The organism is Micromonospora sp. NPDC057141, assembly GCF_042670805.1.
Taxonomy (GTDB): Bacteria; Actinomycetota; Actinomycetes; order Mycobacteriales; family Micromonosporaceae; genus Micromonospora.
On the sequence record NZ_JBHUVA010000081.1, the window covers coordinates 1 to 21,058 of the forward strand.

The window sequence follows — 21,058 nt, forward strand, 5'->3', positions numbered from 1 at the left end:
AGGCAGTACGTCGGTGACCCGCATGACATCCGGCTTGTCGGTACCCTGTTGCCGGCCCGGCGCGCGTCTGTGCCGTGGCGAGCCGGTGCGCCGGAGGTGGACGGCGACCAGCATGCTGGGACGGTCCACCACCGAACGGGGAGAACATGTCTCGTCCTGCCGTGACCGCGCTCCGCGCCGCCGCCCTGGTGGCCCTGCTCGCACTCGCCGCCGGCTGCCAGGCCGACGACACCGCCGACGACCCGGCCGCCGCGCCCACTGTCGACGCCTCGACCGCGCCGACCGACTCGGTCGAGCCGTTCGCCGCCACCTCGACGCCGTCCGCGTCCACGCCCGCCGTGACCGCCGCCAACACGGTCGAGGTGTGCGGGGAGGTCGACCGGCTGGTCCTCGCCGGGAGCAAGAAGCTCGCCGCCGACTCGGCCGAGGCCACCCGGGACAAGGAGACCACCCCCGAGGAGCTCAACGACCGGCTCAAGCGGACCATCGCGGGGCTGGCCGGCGACGTACGCAAGCAGGCGGCGCGCGCGGAGGACCCCGAGATCGAGAAGCTGATCGGGGACGTGGCGAAGCAGCTCGACGGGGGTGCGAAGGCGGCCAGCCCGGCGAAGTGGCTGGGCGAGACGTTCGTCGACATCCCGCCGAAGCTGGCCCGGGAGTGCCGGGCCTGACCGACGTCGACGTCCATCGTGGGGGTGGATGCGCCGGCAATGCTCCGAAGCTGACGCCTGAGGCAGGAAGCAGCAGTGGCGGACCCCGGTAGTGGGCCCGGTCGTGCGGCGGCGACGCTGCGCTGAGTTTCGCCGCGAACACTCGCTGTCGCATTGGTTTGAGGTGGCCGGACCTGCTGTTTCCGGCTTCCGTTGCCAACCCCCCACCCCGTTGCAAAAGTGACCACGGTCACATTGGGGGATGGGGGTGCGTAGGTCGGATGGGCAGTGTTACGGCGGGCCGCCTTCGCGCCCGCCCGGTGACACAGTCGACAAATCGGCGGGGTCGATGATGGTCTACGGCTCGACGGGTCGTGGGGGGTGGCTGCCGGCGGGGCGGGACGCAGTTCTCGGCGTAGATATTACTGATTGGTCACGTAGTGCCCTCGGGGTGCTTTGTGCTGGTGGGAGTGAAGGGGGCCGAGCCGCGGCTACGGCCGGCCCCCAGAGCCCGATGGCGACCCAAGTCCAATGAGAGCGTCCACGGGTAAGCGGCCGGGTCAAGTTCGGTTGGTACTGATTGGCCCGCCGCCGTTGCAACTATAGAACGTTGTTTACGACCTGTCCGGCAACTCGCTCGGGCTGAGAAGTGAACAACCTACCCACGTTGTTCATTGCAGAATCGGTAAACAACTCGATCCGGCGCGTCGCATCTGTGACGTCTGCCGATTGGAAAGCGTGTCTTGCCGGCGGCGTCTGCGAGACTGTCAACGCGCGTCAGCGAGGACACGTCAGGCGGCTACCTGGCGGGAATCACCCGGACTGACGGGCATCCGTATGCAAGACCCAAGTCCGGGTGGACGACCCGCAGAGAGGGGCTGCGGGTCCTCTACTCACCGTCAGAGAGGACCCACTCGTGTGCGCGCAGCGTTCACGGGCCGGTGGGGCCGGGAAGTCGCATGTCCGAGGTGACTTTCCGACCATCACCGCCACGATCGCCGTCACGGCGACCATGCTTCTGTTGATGGCCTTCAGCATCATCTCCTGGATGTTGGGCAACACCACCCTGGCCGCTGTCGCGGGAACCGGCGCCTGCACGCTGGCCGCCGACGCCATCCGCCGCTACCTCGGGGGCTCGATGGACTCGAGCCGGCAACTCCGGCAGGTCGAAACCGCCGACGACGTGCGGCAGGTCAACCGGTGACCGGCCGGCCGGAGAAGCCGCTCGATCTGTCCAGCGGCCCAGTGGCGCAGTTCGCGCACTCGCTTCGGCGGCTCCGTCAGCAGGCCGGAGGGCCTTCCTATCGCACCCTGGCCGGCCGGACGCGCTACTCGATGGCGGCGTTGTCCGTGGCCGCAGGCGGGACTCGGTTTCCGACCTGGGAGTGCGTCGAGGCGTACATTCGGGCGTGTGGGGTCTGCGACGACGACCTCGTGCACCACTGGAGACAGCGGTGGAGCGCCGTCGACAAGCACGTCCGCGTCCAGCGGCGTGCCGCGAGGCGCGCGGCCAAGGTCATGGCGAGGACGTCGCTGCTGGAGGTGCCCGAGATTCCGGCGCGCCCCGTGGTGCGACGGGCACCCCTGCCGGCCTTGGATGTCCGCTACGTCGACGCGAATCCGGCTGCGGTCGTGACCCTGGAGGAATTCCTGACGGCACTGGATCAGATGCGCGTCGAGAAGGGCCTGAGCCTACGGCAGGTCGCCGAGCGCTCCCGGCGTACGAGCCTTCCCGGCACCGATGTGTCGGGCGGGCTTACCCGTTCCCAGCTGCACGACATGCTCAACGGACGGGCTCCGTTGCGGGCGAGGCACGTGCTGGCCTATCTCCTCGCCTGCGGGATTCCGCAGGAGCGCGCCGGAGCCTGGCTCGCCCGCCTCTACCATCTGCAGGAGCAGGACCGCCGCGCACGTTCCGCCCTTGCCGCCCTCAAGGCCCATCCCGGCGACTCCGTGGCGGCGCCAAGTTCGCGACAGGGCGGGCGAGTGCGGTGGCAGCCGTCGACAGAGGAATCCCGGCCGGCGGCTGATCGAGGTGACCGGTCGGCCGAGGCAGCCGTGGAGTTCCCCTCGCGTGGCAGGCACCGCGACTCCGGCCGCTGGATAGGCCTGTTGCGCCGGGTGTTCGCCGGCACGGTGTACGAGACGTACGACCAGACCGTCCTCTAGGTGACCCTTCGGCAGCCGTGACCGATCTGCCGGAGCGGCTGCCGAAGGAACCCTGTCGCCAACCCGTGCGGCGACCCAGGGGCGAGCCGGGGAGCACCCCTACCCGAAATCAGGAGCCATCCACTTGTGACCGCGCAATCCGACCTGCTAACTTCCCTTTGCATGTGCAAGGGTTGGTTATGAGCGACGAGTCGCCCACCGGGGACGACCTCCTGCGGGTGCTGGCGACCCTGGCCAACCCGCACCGCCTACGGGTGGTCGCCGCGCTGGCCAGGGAACGCGCCTACGTCAGCCGGTTGGCACGCGAGCTGGGCATCAGCCGGGCCCTGCTCCAGGTGCACCTGCGCAAGCTGGCGGCGGCCGGGCTGGTCACCGCGCGCCTGGAGCTTTCCGAGGACGGGAGGGCAATGAAGTACTACGAGGTGAACCCGTTCGTGTTCACCCTCACCCCCGAGATCATCCGGCGGGCGGCCGAGACGCTGACCCCGCCGGACGCGGCCGGACAGGAGCAGGAATGACCGGGATGAGCGGCCACGACTGGACCGAGGTGATCGGGGCGGCCGGCATCTTCACCCTGCTCGTCACCGTCGTCACGGCGCTGGTCGTGCAGTTGTCCAAGAACCGCCGGGCCAGGTTGTCCGGCGGGCGCGAGGAGGACTACCGCCGGCTCGCCGAGGCGTCGGCGCGGGCCCAGGAAACCAACCAGCAACTCCTGGCCACGATCGACGCCCGGCTCGGCGAACTGGCGACCCGGACGGCCGCGCTGGAGCGCGTCCTGCGGGACGTCGACTGAGTGGCAGGTAGGTAAAGCCCTGGGCCGCCGAGCGGCAACTCGGCGACCCAGGTGGAAGCAGCATCACCTCGCCCGTGGGCGAGTTCTCAGCGCAACGCTCCTTCGAGGAGAGGACAGCATCTCATGCCGCGTACCCGCAGATCCGCAGCCGGCGGGCCGGCGCGCGTCGACCTACGTCGGGCCGTCGGTGCGGCGCTGGCGGCGGCCGTCGCCGGCACGCTTCTCGCCGGCGCGCCCGGCACGGCCCGCGCCGATCCGGCAGCAGAGCCGACGGTACGGCCGACGTCAGGGCCGACGGCACGGGCGATCTCAGCGCCGAGGGTACGGCCGGCGTCCGGGCCGATCCGGTGGGTGCCCTGCCCCGCCGACGGCTCCGCCGAGTGCGGCACCCTGTCGCTGCCGGTGGACTGGGCCGACCCGGCCGGCCGGAGGTTCGATCTTGCCCTGGCCCGCCGGCCCGCGACCGATCCCGCCGCCCGGGTCGGCGTGCTGTTCTTCGGCCCCGGCGGCCCGGGGGACTCCGGCTTGCAGAAGGTGGTGGAGAGCGTGCGGTTCAGCGCCGAGCTGCGCAGCCGATTCGACATCGTCAGCTTCGACCCGCGCGGCGTCGGCCGCAGCAACCCGGTGGTCTGCGCGTCGGACCTGCTCGCCCGGGTCCCGCAGGTGATCACCGACCAGGCGCAGTTCGACGCCACCGTACGCGACAACGCGGCCCTGCGCGCCGACTGCCGGGACCGCACCGGCCCCGTCTTCGACCACCTCGACACCCTTAGCGCGGTACGCGACCTCGACGCCGTCCGGGCCGCCCTCGGCGAGGACCGGCTGACCTTCCACGGCAGCTCCTACGGCACCCTGCTCGGCGCGCAGTACGCCGACGAGTATCCGCACCGGGTGCGGGCGATGGTGCTGGAGAGCGCGATCGACCACAGCCTGCCGATGCGGCCGTTCCTGGCCAGCCAGGCCGCCGCCGCGCAGGACTCGTTCGACGAGTTCGTGGCCTGGTGCGACCGCTCCGCCGACTGCGTCCTGCACGGCCAGGACGTCCGGGCCCGCTGGGCGGACCTGCTCGACCACGCCGAGCGGGGCGAGCTGCCCGACCCGACCCGCCCCGGTGCGACGCTGACCCCGTTCGCGCTGAGCGCCCGCGCCCAGCGTGACCTCTACGGCCCCGACTGGGCGGTGCTCGCCGACCGCATCGCCGCCTGGACGGCAGCCACCGGGACGATCGGGACGGACAGCGGTGCGGCGGCCACGAGCGCCGCCGGGGAGCAGGCGAACCCGCTGGCCATCTTCTGCCAGGACTGGAGCCTGCCCGTCAACAATTTCGCCGAGTACACCCACCATCTGCGCCGGCTCGCCGCGATCGCGCCCGACGTCCGGTATCCGCTGGTGGTGCAGGCCCTCGCTTTGTGCCTCGGCACGCCCGTCGGCAACCCGCAGCGTCGGCTCCGGGGGCGCACCGACGTGCCGGTGCTGGTGGCGGCCACCCGGCACGACCCGGTGAGCGAGTACGCCCGCGCCGCCGCCGTCACCCGCCAGCTCCACGGCGTCCTGCTCGCGTACGTGGGGTGGGGGCACGGCAGCTACACCACCAGCCCCTGCGTGGGCACCACGGTCGACCGCTACCTGGTCGCACTGGCGGTCCCCGCCACCGGCACCCGCTGCCCGGCGGTCGAGCCGGCAGCCGCCCCCGTCCCGGTGATCAAGAGGTTTGCGTCATCCCGGAGATCAACTTTGACGCTTTCCTCTTGATCACCGAGCCGGGGACGGGGTGGGGGTGGGGTGGGGTGGGGTCAGGGGGTGGGGTGGGGTCAGGGTGCGGGGAGTCGGGTGGCTCGGGATTCCAGGTAGCGGCGCTCGGGGAGGCTGGTGGTGGTGCGGGCCGCCGCTCGGTATGCCTCCCGGGCGGCGGCCGGGTCCCCGGCCAGCTCCAGCAGGTGGCCCCGCACGGCGGCGAGCCGGTGGTGCCCGGCGACGCGCTCGTCGCCGTCGAGCGGGGCGAGCAGGGCCAGCCCGGCGCGCGGACCGTCCACCATGGACACCGCCGCCGCCTCGTTGAGGGTGACCATCGGGTTCGGGGCGAGCCGGCCCAGCAGCCGGTAGAGCGCGACGATCTGCCGCCAGTCCGTCTCGGCGGCGCTCGGGGCCTCGGCGTGCACTGCCGCGATCGCCGCCTGGAGCTGGTACGGCCCCGGCGGCGACCAGGTCAGCGCCTCGGTCACCAGGGCGGTCCCCTCGGCGATCACGGCCCGGTTCCACCGGCTGCGGTCCTGCTCGGCCAGCGGCACCAGCTCGCCGTCCGGGCCGGTGCGCGCCTCCCGGTGCGCGTCGGTGAGCAGCATCAGCGCCAGCAGCCCGGCGACCTCGCCGTCGTCGGGCAGCAGCCGGCGCAGCTCCCGGGCCAGCCGGATCGCCTCGGCGGTCAGCTCGGCGCTTTGGAGGTCCGGCCCGCTGGAGGCGGTGTAGCCCTCGTTGAACACGAGGTAGAGCACCTGGAGCACGGCGCGCATCCGCTCGTCGCGTTCGGCGGGCGAGGGCAGGGCGAACCGGGCACCGGCCGCCTCGATCCGCTGCTTGGCCCGGCGGATGCGTTGGCTCATCGTCGCCTCCGGCACCAGGTGGGCGCGGGCGATCTGGGCGGTGGTCAGCCCGCCGACCGCGCGCAGGGTCAGCGCGACCTGCGCCGACCGGTTCAGCGCCGGGTGGCAGCAGAGCAGGAGCAGCCGCAGGGTGTCGTCGCCGGCCGGCGGCTCCTCGTCGGGCGGCGGGGCCACCGCCGCGTACGCCGGCTCCCGGAGGGCCACCGCGGCCTCGCGGTCCCGGCGGGCGCGCTCACTGCGCCAGGTGTCGGTGAGCCGGCGGGTCGCCACGGTGAGCAGCCACGCCCGGGGGTTGTCCGGCACCCCGTCGGCGGGCCACCGGGTCGCGGCGGCGAGCAGCGCCTCCTGCACGGCGTCCTCGCACGCGTCGAACTGGCCGTGCCGACGCACGAGCAGGCCGAGGACCTGCGGCGCGAGCCCGCGCAGCAGGTCACCGACGCCCGCACCGCCGGGCCCGGCGGGGACGGCTGCACCGCCGGGCGCGCCGGCGACGCGCGCACCGGCCGGCCCGCCGGAGACGGCCGGCCCGGCAGCGGTCACATCTCCGCTCCGGCCTCGTCCATGATCGGCCGCACCTCCAGCACGCCGAACCCCCGCACCACGTCCGGCCAGCCGGCGGCGATCTCGGCGGCCCGCTCGATCGACTCGCAGTCCACGGTCAGGTAGCCGGCGAACTGCTCCTTGCTCTCCATGAACGGCCCGTCGGTCACCTCGACCCGGTCGCCGGCCAGCCGGGCCGTGCGGGTCTGTGACGGGTCGGCGAGCGCCTGCCCGCCGACCAGCTCGCCGGACTCCGTCAGCTCCCGCATGATCTCGTCGACCTCGCCGAAGAGAGCGGCCCGGTCCTGCTCCGACATGCCGTCGACGAAGCCGGGGCGGTTCCAGATCAGCAGCATGTACTTCACGGCGTACTCCTCACGCGTCGGCCGCGCCCCGTCGGCGCGTCCCGGCAGGGGGTCGGAGCCGGTGCGCCGAACCCGACACCCGGGCCGGGGCGGATCCGGTCGGGTCCAGCGCCGCCCGGTCGGCGGCGGAGGTGCCGGAGGCCCAGCCCTCCTCGTCGGCGACGGCGAGCCGCTTGCTGGTCAACCCGGGGAACAGGTCGTCCAGCCGCTCCCGCACCGCGACCGTGCGGGACGCGAGCACCGGCAGCAGCCGCTCCCCGCCCCGTTCCCGGGCCACCTCCCGGCTCGCCTCGTCGGTGGCGGCCCGCAGCCGCTCGCCGATGCGCAGCGCGAACGCGTTGAGGAACGACTCGTCGTACGCCTTCGTGCGTCGGCTGCCGCCGCGCACCCGGCGCTCGGCGCGGCCCCGCAGCATCGCGGCGGTGGCCTGCACCAGCAGCGACGTGTAGAGCAGCTCGACGGCGGCCAGGTCGGCCGGGAAGCCGAGCACGGTGGCGAAGCCCAGGTCGTCGGACCACACCGACTCGCACCGGTTCGCCGCCGCCACCTCCTGCACCAGCAGCGCCTTCGCCCCCGGGTACGGCGGCTCGGTGCCCAGCCGCACCCCGCCGGGCACGTCGCCCCGCTCGGCCGTCGCCTCGACCAGGGCCGCGTCGATGCTGTGCCGGGCCATCAGCTCCTGCGCCTTGCCGGTCAGCGCCTCCGCCTCCGCCGGGAAGGTCGTCGACTCGGCCTTGGCCAGCAGCGCCCGCACCCGGTCGAGCATCCGGGATCCGCTGCCGCCGCGCCCAACGGCCGTCGCCGGGGCGGTCACGCCGGGCGGCGGGCGCAGCACCGCGATCGGCGGCAGCCCCTCCACCAGCGCCAGCACGTCGACGGCGTCGCGCAGGGCGGCGATCCGGTCGGTGCCCTCCCGGGCCGCCCAGGCCGTCAGGTGCCGCCGGTCGTCGTCCCACCACACGGCCGCGTCGAGGCCGGCGAGCTGGTCGTCCCACCAGCCTGGAACGGGCTCGGGCTGGACCCGGCGCTGGGCGGCGGCCAGGTCGGCCACGAGCCGCCCGGCCGGCGGGCCGAGCCGGCGGGTCGCGATCCGGACCAGGTCGACGGGCTGCCAGCCCCGCGGCCAGAGCCGGCCCACGCCGCGCACCAGGCACGCGGTCAGGGCGGCGTCCACCGCCGCCGGCCCGTCCGGCACGCCCGCGCCGACCACCAGCCGGTCCAACTGCCGTTCTGCGGCGCGTACGTCGGTGCCGCGCGTCGCCGCGAGGGCGTCGGCGATCAGCGCGTCGGCGTCCGGCACAGGGTGCTCCTCGAGGTCGGATGGCGGAACGTCCGCTGGCCGGGGCGGAGCCGGTCGACCAGGTTCCGCCGGGAAACCGTACCGCCGGGAAACCGTACCGCCGGGAAACCGTACCGCCGGGGCCGCGCCGGCCGGGCGTGAGCGCCGACACCGCCGCGGAAATGCCCGCCGGACGCCTCATCCGCGCCGGGTCGCCGTCCGTATCCATCCGTGCACGGGTGCGGAATCCGTGCGAGCGAATGCGGAATCCATCCGTGCGAGCGACAGCGGGATCCATCCGTGCAACGAGAGCGGATCGACGGGACGGAGCGCGACGTGTCGAGTCGTACCCATGGCATGCCCGGCCGGGGTGGCCGCCGCCGACGGCGCGCCGCCGCCCGGACCGGGCCGGTGGTCGCGTGCGTCGCCCTGGCCGTGGTCGCCCTGGTCACGGCCGGTGCCGGGGCCGTCCGCCGGGGCGGCCCGGACCAGGCGGGCCGCCCGGTCGCCGCCGCGGGGGTCGCCGCGCCCACGCTCGCCGCGCCGGTCACCCGGGCCCCGGCCCGGTCCGCGACCCCGACCGCGCAGGCGCCGGCCGACATCACCTTCCCACCCCGGGGTACGGGTGACTTCCGCGCCGCCACCCTCCGGGGCGCCGTCGCCGGGCGCGCCGGTGAGCTGCTGCGCTACCGGGTCACCGTGGAGGAGGGGATCGACGGCGTCGACGTGGAACGGTTCGGCCGGGAGGTGGGGGCGATCCTCGCCGACCCGCGGGGCTGGACCGGGGCGGGCCGGTGGCGGCTGCAACGCGTCGGCCCGGACGACCCGGCGGACTTCACCGTCGCGCTCACCACCCCGGTCACCCGGGGTGTCCTCTGCGGCGACGTCACGGACCACTACACGTCGTGCCGCAACGGCGACCGGGTGGTGATCAACGTGGCCCGCTGGGCGGGCGGTGTGCCGCAGTTCACCGGCGACCTGGACACCTACCGCCGGTACCTGCTCAACCACGAGGTGGGCCACCGGCTCGGCCGTGGCCACGAGCTGTGCCCGCGGGCCGGCGGGCCCGCCCCGGTGATGCAGCAGCAGACCCTGGGCCTGCACGGCTGCGTCCCGAACGCCTGGCCCGAGGTGGACGGGGCCGTGTTCACCGGCCCGCCCGGCCAGTACGACGACCCGGTGCCGGCCGGCTGGTGAGGTCCGGCCCCGGCGGCCGCCCCGACCGGGTGTGCGCTGCCACCACGGTGGGCGGGTGCGATTGACGGCCGCATCCCTTTCCTCCGGGGCTGGTGGTACGACATTGAACTTCCCCGGTCGGACATGCCCAACCACGGACCGCTACGGTGTTTCGTGTTCCGGACCGGGCGATGCTGTCCAGCTGGAGCGGGGCGGGCCGACCGACGTAACGGCATGGACACATTCGGGGCACCACGGGACGTCCCTTCCGGTCCATGATGAGCATCAGCTGTCCGCACACCGGTTCACGGACCTGACGGGGAAGAAGACGATGACCGCCAGTACGAATGCTCCGAAAATCAGCGTGGTGGTGCCGGCCTACAATTCCGGCCCGCACATCGAGAGGCTGATCGCCTCTCTGTTGCGCCAGTCGCTGCCGCCGGGGGAGTTCGAGGCGGTCTTCGTCGACGACGGCTCCACCGACTCGACCGGGGCCCGGCTGGACGAGCTGGCCGCCGCGCACCCGCACATCCGGGTGGTGCACATCGAGAACTCCGGATGGCCGTCCCGGCCGCGCAACGTCGGCGTCGCCAACGCCCGCGGCGAGTACGTCTTCTTCTCCGACGACGACGACTGGTTCGGCGACGAGGCCCTGGAACGCCTCTACGCGTACGCCGTCGAAAACGACGCGGACATCGTGGTCGGCAAGATGGCCGGCCACGGGCGCTCGGTGCCGCGCGAGCTGTTCCGCAGGGACTGCCCGAACGCCACACCGGACAACGCGCCGCTGATCGACAGCCTGACGGCGCACAAGCTGTTCCGCCGGTCCTTCCTCGACGAGCACGAGATCCGCTTCGTGGAGGAGAAGCGCCGGCTGGAGGACCACCTCTTCGTGGTCCGGGCCTTCCTCCTGTCCAAGCGCACCTCCGTGCTGTCGAACTACGTCTGCTACCACCACATCCGCCGCGCGGACGCCGGCAACGTGACGGCGCAGGGGCTGGACCCGGCGGGCTACTACGCCAACCTGCGCGACGTGCTGGACGTCGTCGACGCGTACGTCGAGCCGGGGCCGCTGCGCGACAAGCTGCACCGGCGCTGGCTGCGCAACGAGATGGTCAGCCGGCTGCGCGGCAAGCGGTTCCTCACGGAACCGGTCGACTGGGTGGAGCAGGTGGCGCTGGAGTGCGGCAAGATCATCCGCGAGCGCTTCGCGCCGGGCGTGGCCGCCGGGCTCCCGCCGCTGCAACGGGCGATCACGGCCCTCACCGCGTCCGACGACATCGCCGGGCTGCGCGAGCTGGCCGAGTGGGAGGCGGGCGTCCGGGTCCTGGCCCGGGTCGACAGCCACCAGGTGGACGGGACGGTCCTCACCGTCGACGTCACCGCGCACCTCGCGTCCGGCGACCAGCCGGTCGCCCTCACCGTCTCCGACGGGCGCTACCAGATCGTCCTGCCCGTCGACCTCGACCCGGACGTCCTCGACGTCACCGCCCGGCGTGCCATGGCCCGGCTCGACGTGGTGGCCCGGCGCAAGGAGGGCGGCGAGGAGTGCTTCCTGCCGGTCGAGTTCCGGGTCGAGGACGCACCGGTCCCGGGCACCGGTCCGGGGCGGGTGCATCTCGTGCACCACGCCACCGCCCGGGTGGATTTCGCCACCCTGAACTCGGGCCGCACCGCGGGCACCTGGCTGCTCAAGGCCCGGCTCACCGAGAACGGGTGGACCGAGGACGCGCGGCTCCCGCTGACCTTCCGGTGCGCCGCCGACGGCGCCGCGCCGGTGCGGGTGGTCCCCGGCGTCAAGAAGAAGCCCGCCCTGCACCGACGCGTGCGCAACCACCTGCGCCGGGTGGTCAAGCGCCTGCTGGGCCGGTAAGGAAGGGCCCCTTGTTAACGCATTCGGGTATAGAAGGGTTCCCCTCTCACCCCCGCCGGCCGGCGCGCCTCGGCGGAGGCGTCCCGCGCGGGGAGGCGTCCCGTGGGGGAGCGAGTGAACCGTTCCGCCGCGGCCCGCGTAGTCATCGTCAGTGCCGTGCGGCCGCCCGGTGGGACGGTCGGACGGCGAGACGGCGGAGCGGCGGGCGGCGCCGACGATCCGAGTGCCCCGGTTGCGGGGCGACGGGAGGACCACCATGACCAGCGAACCGCGGCCCGGTCAGCGGACGCTGCGCCGGGCCTGGGGGCTCACCCGTTCCCTGGCCATCTACCACGGCCAGCCCCACAAGCACCGCCGGGCGCTGGAGCTCTACCGGGAGTTCCTCAAGCCCGGGGACGTCGGCTTCGACATCGGCGCCCACGTCGGCGGCCGGGTACGCACCTGGCGGCGGCTGGGCGCGCGGGTGGTCGCGGTGGAGCCGCAACCCGACTGCCTGCGGGCCCTGCGCCTCTTCTTCGGCCGGGACCCGCACGTGACGATCGTGCCCGAGGCCGTCGGCGCGGACGCCGGGCGGGCGCGGCTCGCCCTGTCCACCGCCACCCCGACGGTCTCGACGATGTCGACCGACTGGATCGAGTCGGTCACGGCGGACAGCAGCTTCTCCCGGGTCCGCTGGGATCAGTCCGTCGAGGTCGACGTGGTCACCCTCGACGACCTCGTCGCCGCCCACGGCGTGCCCGCGTTCTGCAAGATCGACGTCGAGGGCTTCGAGGTGGACGTGCTGTCCGGGCTCAGTCGGCCCCTGCCCGCGCTGTCCTTCGAGTATCTCCCCCCGGCCCACGACGCGGCCCTCGCCGCGCTTGAGATCGTGGACCGGCTCGGCGGCCCGGCCGGCGGTTACCACTACAACTATTCGCCGGTGGAGACGATGCGCTACGCCAGCGAGGAGTGGCTCGACGCGGCCGGGCTGGTGCGGCTGCTGGAGCGGTTCCGCCCGGCCGGCCGGTCCGGCGACGTCTACGCCCGCCTGCGCGGGAACTGAGGCCGGCCTCGACGCGGGCACCGGGCGGGCCCGGAGACCGCGACGGTTTCGCACCCGGCGGGGGCAGCCCGGCGCTGGTGGAGTTCGGCAGCGCGACGGGCGCGGGCACCGGACTGTCGGCGCGCAGCCGCCGAGCCGATCCGTTCGGTGGAGTGAGATTCACTCCGACGGTGGTGCGTTCCGTCGCCGGGATCATGTTCGATGGCGATCGGCCGGATTCCGGCGAGGCACGGGGTGCGAGGCGGTTTCGCCTCTTACGGTGTCCTCGGCATGCCGGCAGGGTGGACGCTGCCGGGGCCGACCCGGTGGCGCGATGCGGGCGCTTACAGGGGGTTGTCTCGATGCGTGTTCGGAGCCGCGTGATCGCGGGTCTGGTGGCCGGGGCGGTCGTGTTGATCGGCCAACCGGTCATCGCGGCGGTGTCCGCCTGGCAGGCAGGTCTTGCCGCCAAGGCGCTCGTCGTCGAAGTGCCGGGGCACACCGGGCTGGTGCCCAGTGCGCCGCGCAACGACGTCCCGAGGATCACCGACGGTGAGATCACCGACATCGAGGTCATCGGGAACCGGGTCTTCATCGCCGGCTCGTTCACCGGGATCGCCAACGTCGGGCAGAGCGCGCTCGCGCAGCGGTGGCTGGCCTCGTACAACATCGACACGGGCAAGGTCGACACCGGCTTCCGGCCGACGTTCGACGGGGCCGTCGCGGCCGTCGCGGCCTCGCCGGACGGCTCGGCGCTCTACGTGGCCGGGACGTTCAACACCGTCGGCGGCCTCACCAAGCGCAAGGTCGCCCGGCTCGACCCGGTGACCGGCGCCCCGGTCGCCGGCTTCACCGCGCAGAGCAACGGGCGCGGGACCGCCCTGGCCGTGACCAACGACGCGGTGTACGTGGGCGGCCAGTTCACGAAGATCAACAGCACCAACCGCACCGGGCTGGCCGCGCTCAACCCGACCACGGGGGCGGTGGACGGCGGCTTCGACCTGCCCCTGTCCGGCGGCATCGGCGTCGGCGGCATGCTCACCGTGCAGCAGCTCAAGCTGACCCACGACGGCGGGAAGCTGATGGTGGTCCACACCGGCCGGCAGATCGCCGGCCAGGACCGCTACGGCGTCGGCCTGATCGACACCGCCAACAAGGCCCTCCTGCCGTGGCGTACCCGGCTGTGGGAGGACAACCTCTCCTTCGTCGGCGGCATCCAGCGGGCCTTCGGCGGCGACATCGCGCCGGACGACTCCTACTTCGTGGTCACCAGCGGCTCGGGCGGCGACCGCCCGCCGATCAACGACACCGCCATGGCGTTCCCGGTGGCCGGCGGCGACAACGTCGAGCCGATCTGGATCTCCCGGCACTTCGACAGCATCTACTCGGTCGCCGTCACCGAGGTGGCCGTGTACGTCGGTGGCCACTTCAGCTGGCAGGAGTCGCCGACCGCCAACGTGCCGTGGCCGGGCCTGGACAACGTCGGGTACGGCACGGGCCAGGGCCTCAGCGGCTACGGCCTCGGCGACCAGGTGGTCCGCCGCGACCACCTCGGCGCGCTCGACCCGGCGACGGGCACCGCCCTGGAGTGGAACCCGGGTTCCAGCTCGTACGAGGGGGAGAAGGCGATGCTGGCCACCCCGCGTGGCCTCTTCGTCGGCGGCGACGGCAACACCAAGGGCGGCCTGCCGGTGGGTCGGGTCGGCTTCTTCGACCTGGGCCGGGTGCCGGCGCCCTCGGCGGTGGAGACGACGATCGACACGCCCATCGAGGGACGGGTGAAGCCCGCCAACGGCTCGTTCACCATCGAGGGCCAGGCGACCGCCCCGTCCGGCGTCAAGAAGGTGCAGGTCGAGATCCAGAACCGGGGCTCCAAGAAGTACCTCCAGGACGACCTCGTGACGTGGGGCGCCTCCAACAGCATCCTGGCGACCCTGGCCAGCCCGAACGCCACCTCGACCATGTGGTCCCTCGCGGTGTCGCTGCCCGTCGGCGAATACCAGATCCAGGCGAAGACGTTCGGCCGCAGCAGCAGCGAGGCCGACACCACGAAGGCCGTCAAGAAGATCGAGACGTTCAGCTTCGACGACCTGCCCCCGGCCACGAAGATCGACTCGCCGGCCAGGGGCCTGCTCGCCACGAGGAGCTTCACCGCCACCGGCACCGCCACCGACGACAAGGGCGTCAACGCGCTGACGTACTCGTTCCGCACCCCGGACAACCACTACCTCCAGGACGACGGCACGGTCGCGCCGGCCTACAACACGTTCCGCACCGAGCCGGACGTCATCGGCGCGGTGTCGACCACCTGGCAGGTCGAGGTGACCCTGCCGACCGAGGGCGAGTGGCGGATGACCGCCACCGCCGTGGACTCCGCCGGGCAGAGCGACCTGAAGGGTGAGAGCCGGGACTGGATCATCTCGGAGAACGGGGTGGCGCCGACGGTGGCCATCACCGCCCCCGCCGCGATGACCCCGCCCACCGCCGCCGCGCCGCTCACCGTGACGCCCGGCAGCCCGCTCACCTTCTCCGGCACCGCCAGCGACGACGGCACCCTGAAGTCGGTCGAGGTCTACCTGCGTAACACCACCACCCGCGAGTCGCTGGCCGCCGACGGCACGTGGGGCCCCGACGCGGTCGCGGCCTACCACCGGGTGTCGCCGACCAACCTCAACGCCGCGTCGTACAACTGGTCGTTCACCACCGCGTCGCTCACCCCGGGCGTCTACGACTTCCGGGTACGCGCCACCGACAACCTGGGTCTGACCACGACGACCGCCAACCTGGGCAAGTTGAGCGTCACCGCCCAGGTGCCCGGCGACGCCTTCCCGGACGGCAAGCTGAACGTCACCGGCACCGACCAGAGCGTCGAGCAGTTGCACCTCGACCTGGCCGGCACCGCGACCGACGACAAGGGCGTGCAGGGCGTCCGGGTGGCGCTGCGCGACCTGGACACCGGCCGGTACGTGCAGCCGAACGGCACGATGGCGGCCAGTTTCGCCACGGTGAACGCCACGCTCGCCGCGTCCGGCGCGACGAGCACCGCCTTCACCCTGTCGATCGACCTGCCGACGAAGGGCGAGTACAGCGTCGAGGCGTGGGCCGTCGACACGGCGGGCCAGCAGGACAGCTCGACCTCCGGGGCCACCGCCAAGTACCTCGTCTACCCCGGCGACCTCGACCCGCGCCTTGAGCCGAGCCTCAGCCCGCAGAACGGCGCGGTCTTCACCGACTCCCGGATCGTGGTGACCGGGCGGGCGGTGGACGACGTCGGCATGTCGAAGGTGGAGGTGCAGATCGTCAACGGTTCGGGCCAGGGGATGAACTCCTCCGGCGTCTTCGGCGGCGGCTCCGCCCCGTGGATCGCCACGTTCCTCACCAGCCCGGGGTCGCCGGGGTCGAACTTCGCCTACACCTCGCCGGTGGTCCCGGCGGGCTCCTACACCATCTCGGTGCGGGCGGTCGACAACTACGGGCAACTCCAGCAGCCGCCCACCACCATCTCGGTGACCGTCAGCTGAGCTGACGTACTCCCATACCGGGCCGACCGGCCCGGCAGCCTGCTGGTGGTCGTCCAGCGGGTGCACCGGGACGGGCTCCGGCGGTGCCTCGGCAGCTGCCGCCGGCCCTGCCCGGCTTCGTCGGCCGTGCCGCGCAGCTCGCCCAGCTCGACGCGGCGTACGGCGAACCGCCCGTGGCCGGCGGCTGCGACGGGCCGGTGGCGACGAGCGTGGTGTTGTCGGGCACGGCAGGGGCCGGCAAGCCGAAACCAGAAAACCGGCACATTTCACGTGAGCGGGCCGCGTGTGAGGGGCAGGCGACGTGAAACGGCCAGACCAGCTGCGGTTGACATGATTTGTGCGTTGGTGGCCGTGGATCCGACGACCCTGGTAGGGCATCTGGACGCCGTGGGGGCAGGGCTTCGCGGCGACGGCGCTGACAGTGGCGACGGCGCTGACAGTGGCGACGGCGCTGAAACTCGATCTCCTCCGCTTGATTGGGCGATCGTCCAGGTCCAAGAGGATCGCTCTGGTACCTCAGGCCCGGAAGGTGGGGGCAATGAACCAGTTCGTCCTGGCGACTGTGACCGCAGCCCTGCTGGTGTGGGAGGCGTTGCTGCTGATCCCGATGGTGCCTGGGAAGCTGATCGATACTCGGGATTTCGCGCCGCTGCCGCGCTGGCAGTTCAACGCGTTCAACGTGCTTCTGACCTCACTTGGGCTGGCGAGCTTCGTCACCGCCGGATTCGCGGTGGCCGAGACGCGCTGGGCGTTCCCGGTCGCGGTAGTGCTGGGGGTGCTGTATGTCCTGGTGTTCATCGCCGACCTGATGGCGGTGTTTCCCGTGGTGCCCGATCCAATGCCCGTGCAGTTGCTCGTGCTCGAGGCGATCGCGTTGGCCTCGGCAGGGGTGCTTGTGGTGATCGCCATTCAAGGGGCACGCCGGTGACCGATGGCGGGCGCCGCTCCGAACGCAGCGCGGCCACCCGCGAGCGGCTGGTGGCCGCGACGGCGGAGCTCATCGCCGAACTCGGCTGGGGCAACGTCAGCACCCGCCGGGTCGCCGAACGCGCGGGCGTGAATCCCGGCCTGATCCACTACCACGTCAGCAGCATCGACGAGCTGCGACGCGCGGCGGCGATCCAAGGCGTCCTCGCATTCTTCCAGGGCCCGATTCAGGAGGCCCTCACCGAGGCCGATCCGTACGCGGCGGTCGTCGGGCTCCTGGCAGCACTGTCACCAGCAGACCCCCGCGACCCGCACGTGCTGCTGCTGTACGAGTCCCTCGTCGCCGCAAGCCGCGACGAACAGTTGCGCACGCGGATAGCGCCCTTGCTGGCTGAGTTGCGGCGACTGCTGCGCGACTGGTTGACCGATCATCTGGTGCCCGAGCCCGACGCCGTGGCAGTGACCATCACCGCCGCGATCGACGGCTACCTCTTGCAGCGGGCTCTTGATCCGTCGTTGCAACCCGGGTCGCTGATCACAGGGCTGAGTAGGCTCCTCCGCCCGGCTCCGTGATCGACCCACCCGCTCGCCGGACGGGCAGGCCGGCCCGTCCGGTAGGTCGCGGGTTGCGGACGCCCCGGCGACGGCACTGTTACCAATAACATCGATGTCTATGGTTTTGGTTCAGTGTCTGCGGCGGTCGTCTCCGCCGCCGAAGAGGAGGCAACGATGGGACGTACCGCTTCCCGCCGCCGGTGGGTGACCGCCCTGGCGGCCGGGTTCCTGCTGGTCGGCGCCGCCGTGGGGCTGCACGCGCCGGCGGGCCAGGCGTTGGAGAACGGGGTCGCCCGCACCCCGCCCATGGGTTGGAACAGTTGGAACACGTTCGGTTGCAACATCAACGAGGCGTTGATCCGGCAGATGGCGGACGCGATCGTCAGCAGCGGAATGCGGGATCTGGGCTACCAGTACGTGGTGGTGGACGACTGCTGGTTCAACCCGAACCGGGACTCCGCCGGCAACCTCCAGGGGGATCCGGGGCGGTTCCCCAGCGGGATGAAGACACTCGGGGACTACATCCACGGCAAGGGTCTCAAGTTCGGCATTTACCAGGTGCCGGTGGACAAGACCTGCGCGCAGTACTTCGGCGCGTATCCGGGGGCGACCGGCAGCCGCGGGCACGAGGCCCAGGACGCGCGGCAGTTCGCCGCCTGGGGGGTCGACTTCCTCAAGTACGACTGGTGTTCGCCGGAGGGGTCGATCAACGACCAGGTGGCGACGTTCGCGAAGATGCGCGACGCGCTGGCGGCGACGGGCCGACCGATCGTGTACAGCATCAACCCGAACAGCATCCACGCCAAGACGGGCCCGCAGCGAAACTGGGGCGACGTGGCGAACATGTGGCGGACCACGGAGGACATCACCAACGCGTGGGACACGGGGCAGAGCAACGGGTATCCGATGGGGATCCAGAACATCGTCAACGTGACCGTGCCGCTGGCGTCGTACGCGCGGCCCGGCGGGTTCAACGATCCGGACATGATGGAGGTCGGTCGGGGCGGGATGACCGACACGGAGATGCGCAGCCACTTCGCGATGTGGGCGATCATGGCGTCGCCGCTGATCGCGGGCAACGACATCCGGTCGATGAACGCGGCGACGCAGACGATCCTGAAGAACCAGAACCTGATCGCGATCAACCAGGATCCCCTCGGCCTCCAGGCGGTGCAGGTGTCCAACGACGGCACGCGCCGGGTGCTGGCGAAGCGGCTGGCCGACGGTGACGTGGCGGTGGCGTTGTTCAACCAGGGCAGCTCGACCACGACGGTGTCGACGACGGCCGCCGCGGTCGGCAAGAGCGGCAGCAGCTTCACCCTGCGGGAGGCGTGGACGAACGCGACCAGCACCACCACCGGCGCGATCTCCGCGAGCGTGCCCGGCCACGGCACGGTCGTCTACCGGGTCAGCGGCGACGGCACCACCACGCCGCCCACCACCACCCCGCCTCCGACCACGGCCCCGCCGACCACCGCGCCGCCCACGACGGCCCCGCCGGCGGGTGGGTGCCGGATCGGCGCGACCGTCAACGCGTGGAACACGGGGCTGACCGAGGACATCACGATCACCAACACGGGCAGCTCGACGATCAACGGATGGTCCCTGGCGTTCACCCTGCCGGCCGGGCAGAACATCACCGGCGGCTGGAACGCCACCTACACCCCGACCAGCGGGCAGGTCAGCGCCCGCAACGTCAGCTACAACGCGACGATCCCGCCCGGCGGCTCGGTGTCCATCGGCTTCCAGGCCAACCACACCGGCAACTCGGCCGCACCGGCTGCCTTCACGCTCAACGGCAGCCCGTGCTCCCGCAACTGAGCAAGGCCTGACGCGGGGCCTGCCCGGTGCGCGTGTGCGGCGCACCGGGCAGGGCCGGTCACCCCCGGCGGCGGGCGACCAGGACGGCGTCGTGGATGGTGACGTCGCGGCCCTCCGGGTCGACCGTGGCCCGGGGCCGGGTCTCGGCGGTCAGCACCTGCCAGGCGGCGGGGTCGAGGGCGGACGCGACCTCCTCGGCGGTGTACATGGCGTCGGGGAAGTGCATCCGGTGGGCGCTGGTGCGCAGGTCGCGCGGGTGGTGCCCGACGATCAGCAGCGTACCGCCCGGGGCGACCGCCGCGGCGAGCCGCCCGAACAGCTCCCGCCGCTCCGCGCCCGGCAGGTGCATGAACTGCGCCGACACCAGGTCGTACGCGCCCTCGGCCGGCGGCCGGACGCGCAGGTCGGCGTGCAGCCACTCGATGCGGTCGGCGACCTCGGGGCCTGCCGCCGCGGCGTGGGCGGCGGCCCGCTCCAGGGCGGTGGTGGAGATGTCGACCGCCGTGACGCGCCAGCCCCGCTCGGCGAGCCAGCCGGCGTCGGCGCCCTCGCCGCAGCCGACGTCGAGCGCCCGGCCCGCCGGCAGCCCGGTCACCTCAGTGACGAGCTGGGGGTTCGGTCGGCCACTCCACACCGTCGGCCGGGCGCGGTAGCGCTCCTCCCAGGCGGCCTCCTCGAACATCGTGCGCATCCGCTCCCGGTAGGCGTCCACGGCGGCGCGCCCCTCCTCGGCGACGAGGTCGGCGTTGATCGCCGCGCCGGCAAACAGGCCCGCCGCTGCGGCGGCGACGACCTGGGCGCGTACGTCGGCCACGTTGCCCGCGACCCACACGCCGGGCACGGCGGTGGCCCCGGTCGGGTCGGCGGGCACCTGGCTGCCGATCACCTGCCCGCCGAACTCGACGTCGACCGGCTTGCACCCGAGCGACTCCAGCACCTGGGCCCGGGCGGTGAACCGGGGTGCGACGACCACCGCGTCGAGCGCGACGACCTCGCCGGAGGTCAGCCGTACCCCCGTCAGGGTGTCGTCGGCGACCTCGACTTCCGCGACCGGGCCCGCCACGACGGTGATCTCCCGCGCGGCGAGCCGTTCGGCGTCCTCGGCGGCGAGCGTCGCGTCGTGCAGCAGGAGCAGCACGTGGGGGCTCCACTGCCGCCACAGCTCCGCCTGGTGCACGGCCGTCGGCCCGGTGGCCAGGACGCCGATGCGCCGGTCCCGGACCTCCCAGCCGTGGCAGTACGGGCAGTGCAGCACGTCGCGCCCCCACCGCTCGGCCACCCCCGGCAGGTCGGGCAGCTCGTCGACGAGCCCGGTCGCCACCAGCAGCCGCCGCGCCCGCACCTCCCGCCCGCCGTCCAGCGTGACCACGAAGCCGGTGCCCTCCCGGGCTGCGGCCCCGACCCGGCCGGCGACGATCTCGCCGCCGTAGCCGGTCACCTCGTCGCGCCCGGCCGCCACCAGCTCGGCCGGCGGGGTGCCCTCCCTGGTCAGGTAGTTGTGCACGTGCCCGGCCGGGGCGTTGCGCGGCTGCCCGGCGTCCACCACCAGCACCGACCGCCGTGCCCGGGCGAGGGCCAGGGCCCCGCTCAGCCCGGCGGCGCCCCCGCCGACCACCACCACGTCGTACGCCTCGTCCACCGCGCGCCTCCTCCGCTCGTCGTACGCCCACCGTGCCGCGCGACCCGCCGATCCGACAAGAGAAGTTGCCAGAATGGCAAAGGGCCAGCCGGCCGGGTGACCCCCGTGGTGGGGATTGCGGCGGCTCGT

General features: G+C 72.9%; 18 protein-coding genes. 14 read left to right on the forward strand and 4 right to left on the reverse strand.

The genetic code is table 11. The features are described from left to right. Positions 1 to 161: 161 nt before the first annotated feature. From ACFT41_RS27500 to ACFT41_RS27525, 6 genes are all read left to right on the forward strand, one after another. The gene (locus tag ACFT41_RS27500) at positions 162 to 671 is read left to right on the forward strand and encodes a hypothetical protein (protein WP_377588427.1); all 510 of its coding nucleotides are present in this window, start codon (positions 162 to 164) and stop codon (positions 669 to 671) included. A 1,003-nt stretch (positions 672 to 1,674) separates the two neighbouring features. Continuing rightward, complete coding sequence (locus tag ACFT41_RS27505) at positions 1,675 to 1,854, forward strand: hypothetical protein (protein WP_377588426.1); 180 nt, start codon at positions 1,675 to 1,677, stop codon at positions 1,852 to 1,854. Beyond that, positions 1,851 to 2,819: a helix-turn-helix transcriptional regulator gene (locus ACFT41_RS27510; RefSeq protein WP_377588425.1), complete on the forward strand. Its 969-nt coding sequence runs from the start codon at positions 1,851 to 1,853 to the stop codon at positions 2,817 to 2,819. The genes ACFT41_RS27505 and ACFT41_RS27510 overlap by 4 nt, the downstream gene beginning before the upstream one ends. Before the next feature lie 179 nt (positions 2,820 to 2,998). Next, complete coding sequence (locus ACFT41_RS27515) at positions 2,999 to 3,337, forward strand: ArsR/SmtB family transcription factor (protein ID WP_377588424.1); 339 nt, start codon at positions 2,999 to 3,001, stop codon at positions 3,335 to 3,337. Further along, complete coding sequence (locus ACFT41_RS27520; protein WP_377588423.1) at positions 3,334 to 3,612, forward strand: hypothetical protein; 279 nt, start codon at positions 3,334 to 3,336, stop codon at positions 3,610 to 3,612. Before ACFT41_RS27515 ends, ACFT41_RS27520 begins: the two co-directional genes overlap by 4 nt. 123 nt (positions 3,613 to 3,735) lie before the next feature. Beyond that, positions 3,736 to 5,364, forward strand: a complete 1,629-nt coding sequence (locus tag ACFT41_RS27525; RefSeq protein ID WP_377588422.1) for an alpha/beta fold hydrolase — start codon at positions 3,736 to 3,738, stop codon at positions 5,362 to 5,364. Between the two features lie 59 nt (positions 5,365 to 5,423). Here ACFT41_RS27525 and ACFT41_RS27530 read toward each other — a convergent pair whose 3' ends face one another. The 3 genes from ACFT41_RS27530 to ACFT41_RS27540 all read right to left on the reverse strand — a co-directional run bounded on the left by ACFT41_RS27530 (position 5,424) and on the right by ACFT41_RS27540 (position 8,417). Further along, on the reverse strand, positions 5,424 to 6,641 hold the full coding sequence (locus ACFT41_RS27530; protein ID WP_377588429.1) for an RNA polymerase sigma factor: 1,218 nt from the start codon (positions 6,639 to 6,641) through the stop codon (positions 5,424 to 5,426). A 107-nt stretch (positions 6,642 to 6,748) separates the two neighbouring features. Continuing rightward, positions 6,749 to 7,108, reverse strand: a complete 360-nt coding sequence (locus ACFT41_RS27535; RefSeq protein ID WP_377588428.1) for a YciI family protein — start codon at positions 7,106 to 7,108, stop codon at positions 6,749 to 6,751. Positions 7,109 to 7,127: 19 nt separating this feature from the next. Next, positions 7,128 to 8,417, reverse strand: coding sequence for a DUF2786 domain-containing protein (locus ACFT41_RS27540; RefSeq protein WP_377588421.1), 1,290 nt, complete (start codon positions 8,415 to 8,417; stop codon positions 7,128 to 7,130). Between the two features lie 315 nt (positions 8,418 to 8,732). Between ACFT41_RS27540 and ACFT41_RS27545 the strand changes: the two genes are divergently transcribed. The 8 genes from ACFT41_RS27545 (at position 8,733) to ACFT41_RS27580 (ending at position 19,290) form a co-directional block, all read left to right on the forward strand. Then, the gene (locus ACFT41_RS27545) at positions 8,733 to 9,593 is read left to right on the forward strand and encodes a DUF3152 domain-containing protein (RefSeq protein ID WP_377588420.1); all 861 of its coding nucleotides are present in this window, start codon (positions 8,733 to 8,735) and stop codon (positions 9,591 to 9,593) included. Between the two features lie 310 nt (positions 9,594 to 9,903). Continuing rightward, a complete protein-coding gene (locus tag ACFT41_RS27550; RefSeq protein ID WP_377588419.1) occupies positions 9,904 to 11,445 on the forward strand; it encodes a glycosyltransferase family 2 protein in 1,542 nt (513 codons plus the stop codon). A gap of 256 nt (positions 11,446 to 11,701) precedes the next feature. Further along, a complete protein-coding gene (locus tag ACFT41_RS27555; protein WP_377588418.1) occupies positions 11,702 to 12,487 on the forward strand; it encodes an FkbM family methyltransferase in 786 nt (261 codons plus the stop codon). Between the two features lie 341 nt (positions 12,488 to 12,828). Then, on the forward strand, positions 12,829 to 15,987 hold the full coding sequence (locus ACFT41_RS27560) for an Ig-like domain-containing protein (protein ID WP_377588417.1): 3,159 nt from the start codon (positions 12,829 to 12,831) through the stop codon (positions 15,985 to 15,987). Positions 15,988 to 16,070: 83 nt separating this feature from the next. Next, positions 16,071 to 16,292, forward strand: a complete 222-nt coding sequence (locus ACFT41_RS27565) for a hypothetical protein (RefSeq protein WP_377588416.1) — start codon at positions 16,071 to 16,073, stop codon at positions 16,290 to 16,292. A 233-nt stretch (positions 16,293 to 16,525) separates the two neighbouring features. Next, positions 16,526 to 16,915, forward strand: a complete 390-nt coding sequence (locus ACFT41_RS27570) for a hypothetical protein (protein WP_377588415.1) — start codon at positions 16,526 to 16,528, stop codon at positions 16,913 to 16,915. After that, positions 16,912 to 17,487 (forward strand): TetR/AcrR family transcriptional regulator, encoded by a 576-nt coding sequence (locus ACFT41_RS27575; protein ID WP_377588414.1) that lies wholly within the window; start codon positions 16,912 to 16,914, stop codon positions 17,485 to 17,487. Before ACFT41_RS27570 ends, ACFT41_RS27575 begins: the two co-directional genes overlap by 4 nt. 156 nt (positions 17,488 to 17,643) lie before the next feature. Next, the gene (locus tag ACFT41_RS27580) at positions 17,644 to 19,290 is read left to right on the forward strand and encodes a cellulose binding domain-containing protein (protein ID WP_377588413.1); all 1,647 of its coding nucleotides are present in this window, start codon (positions 17,644 to 17,646) and stop codon (positions 19,288 to 19,290) included. Between the two features lie 58 nt (positions 19,291 to 19,348). On the opposite strand, the gene ACFT41_RS27585 is transcribed toward ACFT41_RS27580, so the two are convergent. Further along, positions 19,349 to 20,929, reverse strand: coding sequence for an FAD-dependent oxidoreductase (locus ACFT41_RS27585; protein WP_377588412.1), 1,581 nt, complete (start codon positions 20,927 to 20,929; stop codon positions 19,349 to 19,351). Positions 20,930 to 21,058: the final 129 nt, after the last annotated feature.

Bases quoted from the DNA above. Each gene is read 5' to 3' on its own strand.
- ACFT41_RS27535 (WP_377588428.1), bottom strand. From the start codon at position 7,108: ATGCTGCTGATCTGGAACCGCCCCGGCTTCGTCGACGGCATGTCGGAG.
- ACFT41_RS27505 (WP_377588426.1), top strand. From the start codon at position 1,675: ATGGCCTTCAGCATCATCTCCTGGATGTTGGGCAACACCACCCTGGCC.
- ACFT41_RS27515 (WP_377588424.1), top strand. From the start codon at position 2,999: ATGAGCGACGAGTCGCCCACCGGGGACGACCTCCTGCGGGTGCTGGCG.
- ACFT41_RS27560 (WP_377588417.1), top strand. From the start codon at position 12,829: ATGCGTGTTCGGAGCCGCGTGATCGCGGGTCTGGTGGCCGGGGCGGTC.
- ACFT41_RS27525 (WP_377588422.1), top strand. From the start codon at position 3,736: ATGCCGCGTACCCGCAGATCCGCAGCCGGCGGGCCGGCGCGCGTCGAC.
- ACFT41_RS27580 (WP_377588413.1), top strand. From the start codon at position 17,644: ATGGGACGTACCGCTTCCCGCCGCCGGTGGGTGACCGCCCTGGCGGCC.
- ACFT41_RS27550 (WP_377588419.1), top strand. From the start codon at position 9,904: ATGACCGCCAGTACGAATGCTCCGAAAATCAGCGTGGTGGTGCCGGCC.
- ACFT41_RS27520 (WP_377588423.1), top strand. From the start codon at position 3,334: ATGACCGGGATGAGCGGCCACGACTGGACCGAGGTGATCGGGGCGGCC.
- ACFT41_RS27570 (WP_377588415.1), top strand. From the start codon at position 16,526: ATGAACCAGTTCGTCCTGGCGACTGTGACCGCAGCCCTGCTGGTGTGG.
- ACFT41_RS27555 (WP_377588418.1), top strand. From the start codon at position 11,702: ATGACCAGCGAACCGCGGCCCGGTCAGCGGACGCTGCGCCGGGCCTGG.